Source organism: Guptibacillus hwajinpoensis (assembly GCF_020524165.1).
Classification (GTDB): domain Bacteria; phylum Bacillota; class Bacilli; order Bacillales; family Guptibacillaceae; genus Guptibacillus; species Guptibacillus hwajinpoensis_D.
On the sequence record NZ_JAIVKU010000005.1, the window covers coordinates 748308 to 762321 of the forward strand.

10 protein-coding genes are annotated in these 14014 nt (G+C 41.9%); 1 reads left to right on the forward strand and 9 read right to left on the reverse strand.

Annotated features, from left to right (window positions below; genetic code table 11):
* Positions 1-66: 66 nt before the first annotated feature.
* The 6 genes from LC090_RS16980 to LC090_RS17005 all read right to left on the reverse strand — a co-directional run bounded on the left by LC090_RS16980 (position 67) and on the right by LC090_RS17005 (position 9704).
* Complete coding sequence (locus LC090_RS16980) at positions 67-2064, reverse strand: penicillin-binding transpeptidase domain-containing protein (RefSeq protein WP_226659196.1); 1998 nt, start codon at positions 2062-2064, stop codon at positions 67-69.
* A gap of 72 nt (positions 2065-2136) precedes the next feature.
* Positions 2137-3009, reverse strand: a complete 873-nt coding sequence (locus LC090_RS16985; RefSeq protein ID WP_226659197.1) for an SMP-30/gluconolactonase/LRE family protein — start codon at positions 3007-3009, stop codon at positions 2137-2139.
* A gap of 103 nt (positions 3010-3112) precedes the next feature.
* Complete coding sequence (locus tag LC090_RS16990) at positions 3113-5098, reverse strand: hypothetical protein (protein WP_226659198.1); 1986 nt, start codon at positions 5096-5098, stop codon at positions 3113-3115.
* Positions 5099-5372: 274 nt separating this feature from the next.
* Entirely contained in the window at positions 5373-6947 is a 1575-nt protein-coding gene (locus LC090_RS16995; RefSeq protein WP_226659199.1) for a glycoside hydrolase family 32 protein, read from the reverse strand.
* 89 nt (positions 6948-7036) lie between these two features.
* Positions 7037-8362, reverse strand: coding sequence for a glycoside hydrolase family 68 protein (locus LC090_RS17000; protein ID WP_226659200.1), 1326 nt, complete (start codon positions 8360-8362; stop codon positions 7037-7039).
* A gap of 34 nt (positions 8363-8396) precedes the next feature.
* On the reverse strand, positions 8397-9704 hold the full coding sequence (locus LC090_RS17005) for a glycoside hydrolase family 68 protein (RefSeq protein WP_226659201.1): 1308 nt from the start codon (positions 9702-9704) through the stop codon (positions 8397-8399).
* Between the two features lie 397 nt (positions 9705-10101).
* Between LC090_RS17005 and LC090_RS17010 the strand changes: the two genes are divergently transcribed.
* The gene (locus LC090_RS17010; RefSeq protein WP_226659202.1) at positions 10102-11451 is read left to right on the forward strand and encodes a dipeptidase; all 1350 of its coding nucleotides are present in this window, start codon (positions 10102-10104) and stop codon (positions 11449-11451) included.
* Between the two features lie 262 nt (positions 11452-11713).
* Here LC090_RS17010 and LC090_RS17015 read toward each other — a convergent pair whose 3' ends face one another.
* From LC090_RS17015 to LC090_RS17025, 3 genes are all read right to left on the reverse strand, one after another.
* The gene (locus LC090_RS17015; RefSeq protein ID WP_226659203.1) at positions 11714-12997 is read right to left on the reverse strand and encodes a hemolysin family protein; all 1284 of its coding nucleotides are present in this window, start codon (positions 12995-12997) and stop codon (positions 11714-11716) included.
* Between the two features lie 71 nt (positions 12998-13068).
* Entirely contained in the window at positions 13069-13494 is a 426-nt protein-coding gene (locus tag LC090_RS17020) for a MerR family transcriptional regulator (protein WP_226659400.1), read from the reverse strand.
* Positions 13495-13672: 178 nt separating this feature from the next.
* Positions 13673-14014 (reverse strand): hypothetical protein, encoded by a 342-nt coding sequence (locus LC090_RS17025; protein WP_226659204.1) that lies wholly within the window; start codon positions 14012-14014, stop codon positions 13673-13675.

Consider the following 14014-nt stretch of genomic DNA (forward strand, 5'->3'; position numbering starts at 1 on the left):
TATTTGGCCAATAAAATCGGGGGGTGGCCTATAAACGGCTATCCGCCGCCTCACCCTTTAAAGCAATCACTGCATCTCTGCGAAAACGTCCTTCACTTTGCCTGTAATATCATGACTTGAGGCACCTTCAACCATCATGGCGACGAGTAAGTCTTTCTTATCCGTATTATACGCGACAAACAGTCCATTTTCTGGACCTTCCTCTTCACCTGCCGCCTTTAACTCGGCCGTTCCCGTCTTACCAGCGAGCGAAATGCCTTTTACCACAGGATCATAAGCTGTTCCCTCAGGATCCGAAACCACCTTCGCAAGATCATCGCTCACAATCGAGGCAATTTCAGATGAGATCACTTCATACTCTTCAGCAGACTCTTTGCCCACTCGAAGCGTTGGTTTCAGCATCACGCCGTCGTTTGCGAACGTCGTATACGTCATGGCAAGCTGATAAGGGGAAATTTGTAATTCGCCCTGTCCGTATCCAGAATCAGCTAAAAGAATGTCATTTTCACCGAGCCCACCGTTCGAGATCGATGAGTTTTCAGTTGGAAAAGGAAACGCGACTTCCTGACCAATTTGAAACGATTCCAAACCTTTCTGGAACTTTTCAGCGCCAAGATCAAGCGCTTTTCGTGCAAAATAAATATTATCTGAATGCATGAGTGCTTCTTCAAGTGTGACTTCTGGATCTGCCGGCTTTACCCGCGTCACTTTATATCCGCCCCAACTTGAATCAGCCCCCCACTTCAAACCATCAATTTTCTCAACTGCATTGGGGTCTAAGTCACCATCCCGAAGTGCGATTGAAGCAGTAAGTGGTTTAATCGTTGAGCCAGGCGAATACGTTTTATTAAACTTTGCTGAAAATGGACGATTTTCATTATCAGCTAACTTGGCATACTCACCTTCGTCAAAACCAAGTGTAAAATCATTTGGGTTATAAGAAGGGGAGCTTGTTAACGCGAGCGTTTCACCCGTTGTCGGATGAAGGGCCACCGCTGTACCAGGATCTTTCCCTAGCTCTTCAAACAACTTCTTTTGAATAGAGGCATCGATCGTGACTTGAATGTTTTCGCCGTCGACCTTATCCTTCCTAGCAATCACCTTCTCAGGATCGGCTCCCTTTACTTCAATCGACCACCCTGTTACACCATGAAGCTCATCTTCATATACTTGCTCAAGACCAGCTTTTCCAATGCTCTCATAGCTGGAATAGCCTTTTCCTGCATACGTCTCTAGATCTTCTTTCTGCATTTGGCGAATATAACCCGTTAAATGAGCAGCACTCTCACCAAAAGGATAGATTCTTTCAGTCGTATCATTAATCTGCACACCCGTGATTTCTTGAGCATCAGCAATCAACTCTTCCTCTGATTCCATTACGCTTTTTAACGGAACGAACTGGGTGGGATCAGACTGCACCCACCCCTGATTAAGCTCTTTCTCAATATCCTCTACGCTCATTTTTAAAACGTCACTAAGCTCATTCACAATTTTATCTTGATCGGATTCAATCGCTTGCGGCACAATTCCAATTTGTTTTACCGTCCCATTGACGGCTAAATCTTCCCCATTCCGATCGGTAATTTCTCCACGCATCGGAACGGCTGAACGGATTGCCACCTCATCGCCTTCTTCTAATTCTTTAAAAATAAACGAGGGGTCCCAGTTTACGCTGTAAGAATCAGCATCTTCTCCTTCGGTTAAGATAAGGGTTGCTTTGTTATCAAACGCAACTTCCCCTGCTAGTGTCTGCATCGACACTGAAAAAGGAAACGTCACTTCTCCATTATCATTTGGCTCTGGCTCTTCTTCAGGTTTCTTAAAAGTAACGTTTAAATCCTCAACTTCCACATCTCCATAGATGGACTTATACCGCTCGACGAATTGCTCTTTCGAAATCGATTTTTGTGTTGCTGGAGATAATTGCTCATACATGCTACTAAACTCTTGTTTGTTCCAGTCTTTCACGTATGTATCGAATGCATCCACGGCCGATGGCTGATCCGAACAGCCTGCAAGAAGCAGCAAAAAGAGCCCCACTGCCATGATTGATTTTAGTTTCACACTCGGTCCCTCTTTTTCAATTATTTTCCTACTATTATAAAAGACTTTAAGACAGGAAGGAAGGAAAAAGAATTATCCTTTAAATGCGTAAGTGCGACTTCCTTTCACATTTGTTTTCACCCGAAACACGCCACCCGCGTACGGGAACTGCTTGAGTTCTTCTTCACTCGTATTCGTTCTTGCGGTAGTAATATAGAGCTCATTTCGCTCTTTTCCACCGAAAACACAAGACGTCACATTAACTGCAGGCACGCTCACTTCTTGTAATCTCTCACCAGTATCCGGGTTCCATCTTGTAACCTTTGAGCCACCCCAATGGGCAATCCATAGATTTCCCTCTTCATCACTCGTCATTCCATCCGGCATCCCCTCTCCATCAGGAATCGTAATCACTTCCACGGGATTGCGTATCTCACCGGTGGAAAAATCATAATCATAGCGCACCACTTTTTTCGTTGGCGTATCAATAAAATACATGTATCGCGTATCTGGTGACCAGGCAAGTCCATTGGACGTACTCACATGATCTACTTTTTTCGTCACTTCAAGATTTTCATCAAGGCAATAGAGTGCACCTTCGCCTTTTAACCCTTCTAAATGCGTTGTCCCTGCCCAGAATCGTCCCGCAGGATCGCACTTTCCATCATTAAAGCGATTTTCAGGCAAATGACTTTCAGGATCGGTGATCGGCTCCACATTCTCAGTTGAAAGATTCATAGCGAAAAACCCACCAGCCATCGCCATCACAAGACCACCTGATTCACGCGGCGCAATAGTCCCAACCATTTGCTCCTGCTTCATTTCGATATTTCCTGCCGTCATCGGGTTGTAGGCATGAACCTTCTTCCCTTCGATATCAACCCAATAAAGAAGCTGACTCTGATCATCCCAGCAGGGTCCTTCCCCGAGTATCGCGCGTGCATCAATGACTAGTTTTGCTTCCATAAACTGTACCTCCTGATTAGTGATTCATCTATTCTCTCTACTTTAACGCTTAATAAGAAAAGGGTCCACCTTCTAAAGTATAAGAAGGGAACCCGTTCATTATTTAAATTAAAAATGGATTTGCTAGATCTGTCCACTGGTATTTTTGTCCCCAGCTTTCTTTTGCGAGCGTGGTTACACGATCAATAGTCTCCTGTGGAACCGTTTCGAGGTCTCCCATTTCATTCGGGTTATAATGATACGCATACACACGAGATAAAAACTGATCAAACGGTAGCGAAGCTTCACCTTCCTCTTCTCCGTGATTTCGAACCGTTGACTTAATGCCTTGACCCCAATCCTGTCCACTATCATTATTCGGATTATAAAAGTAGACTCTCGTTTCACCTGACGAATCAGCAGCAATGCGCTGAATGCTAATCGCATGAAGACCGAGTAAATCAGCATTTGCGGTTGTAACGAAGATTCCTACTGGATTTGGATAAATCAGCTGATGTCCTTCATTGTAATCAGGATGATGCGTTGCATAAAAGAGTCGGGCAAACTGCTCATAATTTGTAACGGCTCCCGTTACAGGATTAATCACAGACGAGAATTCTTTTGAAATCCACTGACCATAAAATTCAGGATTCACAAATTTATGTCCATCTTCACCACGTAGAGCGCTTCGCTTCATCATTTCATCATAGACGCGATCCAGATGGGGAACGAGAATGAGCGAAACAGCGTCAAGTTCTTTGTGAAGATCTGGCGCAAGCCCACCAGCGATAAGCGACGAATTAATTTCAGCGCCTTCAAATGAGATATCAATTTCCCCGTCTCGACAGGCTCTCGCGACAAGCTCGAGCAAAAATCCAGGATCGTGCTGTGACCAGAGACTGATGCCTCGAGCTGATTGACAGGTTGGATTCATTCCCTGACCTATGCCAAGCGGCTGCCCCAATACGCTTAAAAGTCCTGATAATAAAATTCCTACTGGAGCGATGTCATCTGGATGATCCCGTGAAGCGAGTAGATCCTTTTCGACTTCTGGGAGCATCTCGATTTCAATGATGCGCTCAAGTCCTGGAATCACTGGTGGAGAAGATAAAACGCCACGCTCAAGCATGCGCGCAAGGCCATACAGCGATTGAGCGGTGATAGGGTAAATCGCTAACGAGATAAGTTCTTTCACTAAAGTAAAGTGCTCATTTAAATTTGCTTCACCCTTTTCAGTTAATCCGAGCGTTAACACCAGTAATTGAGAAGCATCTTCTTCTGCAAGAAAACGCGCAAGATTCGCATGAACTGGCGAAACTAGCCCAGTATCGCGCATGACGTCTGCAAATCTTTCTGCTTCTAACTCTTTTTCCATCTCAGATAGCTCATTAAATTGACTTTGGTAGTCAGCAAAGTTAGGGTATTTCTTGCTTAGTTCTGTTGGTGCATGAACGCTATCAAGATAACGCTGAATGCTTTCTCGCCCCTCCGGACTGATGTCGTCTGAAGATAAGAGGTTTTCAGCATAACCGATCATTTCTTTAATTCGCTTTACCATAATCGGGCGCTGAGCAGTTAGTCGATCGATTTCATCGACAAACGTTGCGGATAGTGATCCAAGCGACAGCTTTTCAGCTAGGAATTGAAATAAGATGATTCCCCTCTTTTGTTCCTGTCCCTGGTTAATTCTCGATTCCTCCGTCTCGGCTGGAAAAATCATATCAAGGTTAAGAGACATGACTTTATTTAAAAAGGTGCGTGCTTGATCAGATGTCACGTTTGGATGGTTATACTCACCTTTAGCAATCGCAAGCATACGAAGTTCACTTAGCACTTCAAAAATCGAATAGTTTCCGTCTATTTTAAACGATCCTCCTACAAGAGGCGGCTGTAATTTACGAGGTTCTTCCCACGGTCCACCTTCAAAAATGCCAGCTTGATCATAATCACCTGCAAGCTGATAGAGAGCCTCCAATTTATTCTGGTCAATGAGAACGGCAGCGTCTGATAACAATTCTTCTAACACAACGGGATTCTGGCGGTTTTCCTTGAATGACTGAAGAGTCCTGACAAACTTTTGCTGTTCTGAATTTGAAAATGATGTTTCCATTTCCATACATCCCCCATTATTTACAAGATAGCTATTTGTACCCCAATCCAGGAAAAGGAAACCACATCTAAGGACCTATTTATTTTCGAATTAGGAGCATTTCGCGGAATTATTGAGAATATCGCGGATATATCATGGTTTTCGCGGAATAAATAAAATTATCGCGGATATATCCAGAAATTCGCGGAAATAACAGGATCCCTGTTAAAAAAAGATGTTCAATAGGAAAAAGCGGTCATCTTTCTCTCAGAAGACCGCTCTCAATATAAAAACCTTACTCTCTTTCACCCGTTTTCCAAGAAGAATCAAGCTCATACACTTCTAGAAAATCAAGCGTCACCTTTCCATTCATCGCATAGATCTCAAAACCATCACTATCCTCTGATGGGAAGATCCGATTGGTCATGACACGCTTTCCATCATTCGCAAACAATTCAACGGAAGAGCGATCAACAAAAAGATGGAGTTTCACTTTGCCATCTTCCGTTGGTTCAAGCGGAGCTCGATACACGCCAGGAAATTGTTCATGAAAATCGATATCGCCACTATTCTGGCGATCAATAAATGCAACATTATTTTTTGAGTCATATCCTACAATTGTTTCTTCTTCGTCTCCCTTTCGAACGCGGAAGCCGAATTCACCTGACGTATCTATGTCGAATTCGGCAACAACTTCATACGTATCTGCCTTGAAATCATCAAGCGGCATTCGACCTTCCACTTCTTTATCCGATAAATCAACTAACTTCTTAGAACGATTCGACTCAATCTCACCCGCAGGCTCTTGGATAAGACGCGTTTCTCCGTTCACTTCTTTCAAAGAAACCTGACGTGGTAAGGACATGGCACCTTTCCATGGATCTGTCGGTAAATCAGATGCATACATCCAGTTACTCATCCAGGCGAGCCATATGGGATTGCCCTCATGATTGCTGAAAGCTTGGGCCGCATAAAAATCTGTTCCATAATCGACCCAATTAATGTCTTCTTTTGCTCCTTCTCTTGTGAACGTTTTTCCGTCAAATTCACCGATAAAATATTGTCCACCGGACCCACCAGCAATGCTGCCAGGATTCATGTCTACTTGCAGCACCCATTTTTGATTAGAAGAATTGCCATCAACCGGTAATTTAAAGAGTTCTGGCGTCTCCCAAACGCCACCCTGGGCACCCTGATTAACACCGAATTCACTAAATTTCTCCCAGTCGATCAAATTATCTGAGCCATAGAAGATCACTTTATTTCCTGCTGCAAGAAGCATGATCCACTTCTCAGATTCTTCGTGCCAGATTACTTTAGGATCACGGAAATCTTTTATACCTGGATTTGGAAGTATCGGGTTACCTCGATACTTTTTCCATGTTTCTCCCCCATCTTCACTATAAGCGAGACCCTGCGTTTGTTCTGCGCCCGCTATTGTATAAAAAGCCACAAGACCCGCCTTTCCTTCTTCAAAAAGACCGCTCGTATTGTACTGATCATAAACGGCACCACCAGAGAAGATCATCCCCTGCTCATCCGCTTCTAGCGCCATCGGCTTTTCTTCCCAGTGATAAAGATCTTCACTGACTGCATGGCCCCACCCCATATTTCCGAATTCATTTTCTGTAGGGTTATGCTGGTAAAATAAATGGTATTTCCCTTCAACATACACCATCCCGTTTGGGTCGTTCATCCAATTTTGTTCTGGCGTATAGTGAATCTGGGGACGTAGCGACTGATTGTATTCTTTTGGTATCTCAGGCTCTTTTTCTTCTTGATCTGGCTTTTCATTATTATCATTAAAGGTCGCAAAGATAAGAATGCCGAGCACGACAATAACGCCTACAGCTAGCAACCATTTTCTCATAGTATCCAGTTCTCCTGTCTGTCAAACGAATGATGCCTCTAAATAGAAAAGTAACTGTCGAAGCTTATCTCCGACAGTTACTATCACTCTTATTTAAATACGCCAGCATCCATTTCTTTTAAAATCTTCGTTTCATCATTGTGAATCGAAAGTTTAAGAGATGGAGCTAATGTGCCGCCAAAGTGATCGAATTGATATTCCTCTGACTGCGCGCCAAGTTCATTGATTGTTAAACCGTTTAGATCATAGAAGTTAGCAAAGCTAATCACTGTTCCATTAGGCATAACCATCCATGAATAAGTTTGATAAGGCTCATTCTCTGGATTTGCTACAACAAGACCACTTCCGTTAAGAGGCTCATAGTCTGATGTTAGAGAATCGGAGACAAAGCCATAAAGACCATCTGGACCATTTATTCCTGGAGCAAATTTGTTTTTGTGCGTATCTGTGAAAAGATAGTATTTATTTCCTTTTGTCACGATATGCGGACGTTCGAGCTCCTGATTGAGGCTGTTCGCTTCCATCAGTGGAGGCATGATGTCAAATTCTGTGTAGTCATCATTTTCAGCTTTTGCAATTCCAATACTACCGTTAAAGAGTTTAGATTCTTCAGGTACTTCATCTACTGTAGCGAAGTCTTCAGAACCGATGTGCTCTTGTTCAACCGAACGTTCTGCAGGTGTGCCGCCAGAGTTTCCTTCAAACAAGATGTAATCTTCGCCTGTTTTAGGATCTTCAAAGAACCACGGATCACGGAATGCATAAGCAATGTCTCCTTGCTTACTTTGTTCCATTGTCTCGTAGTATTCGCCATCTGGCTCAAGAATCACTTCATGATCAGACCAGTTGTTGAATTCGATTCCCTTTTTTGATGCAATAACATCAGCAGAAGCTTTTACAAGACGCTGCTCATAAGTTAGCTGTTCTTCGCCTTTACGACCTGTTGCCGTATAGAAGAAATGTATTTCGCCATCTTCAATCATCGCTGAACCCGCCCACTGACGCGAACCCAGTGCCTGCTCTTCATTAAAAACGGTACCGCCAAGTTTCCAGTCTTTCCCGTTCTTTGAAACGAAGTAGCGAATTTCAGCAATATCATGACGCTTACCAGGCAATACATCACTTGGTGCTGTTAGCGAGAAAATCACTTTATAACCATTAACTGTAGCGATTGAACCGTCCTTGTTTCTTAACGGCCACGTATCCCAGATATGGTACTCTGGCGCAATTTGTTCAAGGTCTTTTGTGTTAATTTCTGGAGCTGTATTATCTTTATTTTGAACAATCTTAGAAGCATCTTCTCTTGTCCAGTTCGACGTTTCACTTTCTGCTGCAAAACTTGTCGGAGCAAAACTTGAAAACAGGGTAGCGAATCCGAGAACGGAAGTCGCTACTGTTTTTGAAAACTTATTCATGTGGGTAAGTCTCCTTTAGTCTGGTTTCCCAGTTTTAGTGTGAAGGCATGATTTGGCCTGGCTTAAGTGCGCCAGTTACTTTTGTTTCATCACCATGAATCGAAAGTTTAAGCGTCGGGGCAAACGTACCGCCAAATTGAAGTTCACCGTTCTCATCACGATACTCGTTCACAAAGCTGATCACTGTACCATTCGGCATAACTGCGTGAGAGTATGTCATAAATGGATCATCTTCAGGGTTTGCTACAACAAGACCGTTGCCGTTTAGTGGCTCGTAATCACCCCGAAGAGAATCATTCGTGAAGCCATAAAGACCATCAGGACCTGTTAATCCAGGAGCGAACGTAAATTTATGTGTGATTGTAAAGAGGTAGTAATCTCCACCTTTTACAAGGATGTGTGGACGCTCAAGCTGCTGATTGACACCATTTGCTTCAAGTAGTGGTGGAAGCAATTCAAAGTCTGTTAGATCTTCATTCTGTGCTTCAGCAATCCCAACGTTACCGTTGTAATCTTCAGCGTCAGCTGGTACATCATGAGTTGCACGGAAATCAGCATCACCGATGTTTTCTGGATCTAGTGACTTGTCGTCTCCTGCCGTATTTCCTTCAAAGATTAAGTATTCTTTTCCTGTCTTAGGATCCTGGAAGAACCATGGGTCACGGAATGAATAAATAATATTTCCTGTTTTTTGTGCTTGTGTTTCATAGTACTCACCGTCAGCTTCAGCAAGAATTTCATGCTTTCCAAAATTGCTTAGCTCAACAGATTTCGACTTCTTATCTGCTTCGATATCAAACGTTGTTTTCGCAAGACGTTGCTCAAATGTTGTTTGCTCTTCGCCTTTACGTCCAGTTGCTGTATAGAAAAGGTGAACTTTATCATCTTCATCCATCATGGCTGATCCAGCCCATTGGCGAGCGCCAAGTGCATCTTCTGGTTCATAAGCAAGTCCGCCCAGCTCCCAGTCTTTTCCGTTCTTCGAGTAGAAGTAGCGAATTTGAGCTTCGTCGTGACGACCGCTCCATGTATATTCTTTAGAAGCGGTAAGAGCAAAGACAACCTGGTAACCATTTACCTGTGCAATCGATCCGTCACGATTACGGAGTGGCCATGTGTCCCAAACCCAATAATCTGGAGCCACTTCATCTACGTTGTCGATGTTAGGTGCCGTGTTGTCTTTCGATAAATCATAACCCTGTGCATCTTGACGAGACCAAACTGCTGTCTCAGCTTCCTCCGCTGCGTTCGTAGATAACGGCATACCTGCAAATCCACTTACAAGCATAATTGTCGATAGTGCAATCCCCTTAAAAACAGAAGACTTTTTCACGTTCCCCATCTGCCACACTCCTTAAAATTTAGTAAAATGTTTTGTTCGCCATAACCTTATGGAAAATATGTGAACCCGTCAAGACGTCTGAAAAAGCAGATATTTTACAGGTCTTTAGATAGGGAAACCTTATTCAATCAATCAAGAAAGCGTTTATCAAACGGTTTTCGAAAAGGCTTTCAATGCAAAAATAAATGGTTCTTTAGAATCAGGAATCGATTCCACATGAGGGGATTTAGACCTATCTAATATGACGGACCCTTAACTGTAATGTCATAATTTTAATACAAAAGTTAATGCTCTGTTATTAAACCCCCTTATTTTTCCACTACCAATTGTTCGATTAATGTGCAAATTTACGTCTCTGGATTATAATAAAGACAACCTAACTAAGGAGGTTACACTTATGAAAAACATCATCGAAATACATAAAGATTCTTACCTTAAAGAACTAGAAGAATTCTTGAAAATCGAAAGCATTTCAGCCGTTCCTACGCATAAGTCGGACGTTCAAAAAGGGGCTAAGTGGGTAGCCAGCTCTTTAAAAAAGGCCGGCATGGAAAACATTGAAGTCATCGAAACAGACGGACATCCGATCGTTTACGCTGATTGGCTTCATGCAGACGGTAAGCCGACAGTTCTCATCTATGGCCATTATGATGTACAGCCAGCTGATCCACTCGATCTCTGGGAAACGCCCCCATTTGAACCCGTTATTCGTGATAACAAGATCTTTGCTCGCGGCGCAACGGATGATAAAGGACAGCTTTTTATTCATATCAAGGCCATAGAACTTTTGATGCTAGAAGATGGCAAGCTCCCCGTTAATGTGAAATTCTGTATTGAGGGTGAAGAAGAAATCGCGAGTCCACATCTTGGACCATTTATTGAAAAAAATACAGAGAAACTCGCTGCTGACGCTGTTGTGATTTCAGATACTTCCTTTATTAAAGAAGGCTTACCTGCGATTTGTACATCGTTACGCGGGGCACTTGCTATGGAGGTCAACGTGAAAACAGCGAATACCGACCTTCATTCTGGCGTGTATGGTGGCGGTGTTCCAAACGCCGTTCATGCTCTCGTTCGTCTACTTGATAGCCTTCATGGTGAAGATGGCGAGATCACGGTTGATGGTTTTTACGAAGGGGTACCCGAACTAACAGAAGAATTAAGAGAAGAAATTGCCCGCATTCCTTCTGATGAAGAGGCAATGAAACAAGAGCTCGGGTTAACTTCTTTATTCGGAGAAAAAGGGTTCACTTTTAAAGAGCAAACGGGAATTCGCCCAACGCTTGAACTAAATGGAATTTCTGGTGGCTATCAAGGTGATGGCATTAAAACGATCGTACCATCGGAAGCAACAGGTAAAATTAGCTGCCGTCTTGTTGGTGATCAAAACCCTCAAGAAATCTATGAAAAAATTGAAAAGCACCTTCTCGACCATCAACCAGCAGGGACAACGATGACCGTGAATCAATTTATTCAGGCCCGTCCCGTCTCACTTGATTCAAACGATCCGATGATTCAAAAGGCGGCTGATGCGTATGAAAAGGTATATGGCGTTCGTGCTCTTTTCCCTAAAGAAGGTGGCTCGATTCCCATCGTTGAAGTATTTGCGCGCGTTCTAGAAACACCTGTTGTGCTCATGGGCTTCGGACTCCCTTCAGAGAACTTACATGCGCCAAATGAACATTTTCATATCGAAAATTTCACAAAAGGAATTGAAACGGTTTGTACGTATTTTAAGTCGCTGTAATAGGAATTTCATTATGAAGATAAAAGAAGGCTAGCACTAGATTAATTGATCAACTGCTTGCCTTTTTTCTTAGTATATTTGCAGATGGCATTTACTCTTAATAAAATGTTCCCTCACCAGATAAATGGTTCGTTCTTCTTTCCATGGAAGGTCATTTCTGCTAATGTTCTTCTTCAATACTCGTTTCTCTTATTCATATAAAAGAAGCAGCCATTCGTATCAGCTGCTTCCGTTGTTTTCTATGTGATCAATGAAAGAGTCTTTAAGCTCTAACCATCATATCGTCATACGTTTGATCTTTCGGAAGCACTTCTACTAGTATTTTTCTGACGCGACGCTCTTCCACTTGTTCGACGATAATTTTAAGATTTTCATAATAGAAAGAATCCCCGTTATTAGGAACGGTTCCGAGATTCTCAATGACCCATCCACCTATCGTGTGATAAGAACTTTCAGGTGCATCGGCCTCCATTAAGTCAAAGAAATCATCTAGCTGGAATTGAGCATCAAAACGATAGTTACTATCAGAGATTCGCTGCATGGTACTGAATTTCTCATCTTGCTCATCCCAGATCTCTCCCACAATCTCTTCTAGTACGTCTTCTAATGTAACGATTCCTGACGTACCACCAAATTCATCTAACACAATAGCCATGTGAACCTTTTCCTTTTGCAATTTAGGCAACAGAGTGGAAATCTTCATTGACTCTACTACAAACAGAGGCTCTCGAATTAATTCTTTAATATCAACCGTTTGATATTTAATCAAGTGAGTAAAAAATTCTTTCTCCGTCAAAATCCCAATAATATTATCAATACTGTCTTGATAGACAGGTATTCTTGAAAACCTCTCTTCAAAGAAGATTTCTTTCATTTCTTCTACGGATTGATCAATATCAATGGCTACGATGTCAATTCGCGGAGTTAAAACCTCGCCTGCAAGCGTATCATCGAAATCCATCGAGCGATGAATGAGGTCTCTTTCCTCTTTATCGATAACACCCTCTTCTTCACTAATGTCTAACATCACTTTTAATTCTTCTTCTGTAACAGATGGCATTGTGCTGTTTTTCGCAAAAAGACTTGATACCCACACTTTCAATTTAACAAAAAAGAAATTGATAGGTGCAAGCAGCTTGATGAGAACATATAACACTGTTGCGATCATTAATGAATAAGACTCTGCATGTTCCTTTGCTAACGATTTAGGAAGTATTTCACCAAAAATCAAGATTAATATAGTCATGAACACCGTACTAACAACCAGCCCGGTGTTTCCGCCAAATAAATCAGTTGCTAAAGCAGCTGAAATACTTGCAGCAGCAATATTGACGATATTGTTTCCGATAAGAATCGTTGATAAGGCTTTATCAAAGTTTTCAGCAATGGCTAAAGCTCTTTTACTTCCACGCCTTCCTTCATCTGCGAAATTTCTTAACCTAATCTTGTTAACACTCGAATAGGCTGTTTCAGCTGATGAGAAAAAAGCAGATAACAGTATTAAGGAACCTAATAAAAGAATCGAATCCAGTGGTATATCATTCAAAAAATTTCACTCTCCTGAGTTGTTGTTTATCCTAGCTTTTTTTTAAAATTGCATTTCTACTTTTCACCTGGTCAAATTGAGTAAAGAAGTAACGATTGAATAAGTGCGACAGTTTGAGGCGAAAGGTTTTTCTTAATCTTCGTTTGAGTTTCTTCATCTAATTTCTCAACACTTTCGTGAATATCCTTTAATTCCGCCCCTAAATATTCCATTTTATCGATTACTTGTTTCACCTGACTATGAATCATTTCGGTATCAACTTGTTCAGCCTTTTTTACTGTTAGACGTTGGTGGATTTGACTTAACGTCATTTGCATTTCTTTGCATTGTTCAATGAATTTAATATCATCAATCGCATCTTCCCCATAGAAGCGATAATTCGTTTCAGAGCGCTCACACTGCAATAATCCCATTTTTGTATAATAGTCAACTGTCCGTTTTGAAACATGGCACGCTTCAGCTAACTCACCTATTTTTAACAACACCCCAAGATTCATCACCTCATCATTCATTCTAAGTTAAAATACACAAACTGTACAGTAGAACGTTATACTTCTCTTTTTTAGATTCGTTCATGTTGATATAAAGATATTGAGAAGAGAAAATAGCTGCGGAAAATGAAAAAGCGTGATTTTGAACATAAAAATAGCTGCGAATGAACATTCGCAGCTATTTTTATCTAAAGACTAGATACCCTTTTTTCACTCTTTTTCCATGAGAAGGTTGCTCCAACCACTTCATCTGCTGAAGCTTTTCTTCTAATTTCGCAGCAACTTTCCATTCAATTCGATGCATCATTGTTCTCGCCTTATATGGAGAGATATCAAATTTCTTCGCTGCTTCATGATAAGGAGAATACTTTTTTAAAAGGTTCAAGTATTGATCAGGTGTGGCTGATGATTCAATTAATCTTACTTCCAGTTCATCAATGAACTGATAAAGGGCTTTCTCCTTCTCTGGGAGCTTTGCCACACAATCACGAATGAGCATCTTCAATAAATGTTCATTGCACTCCAT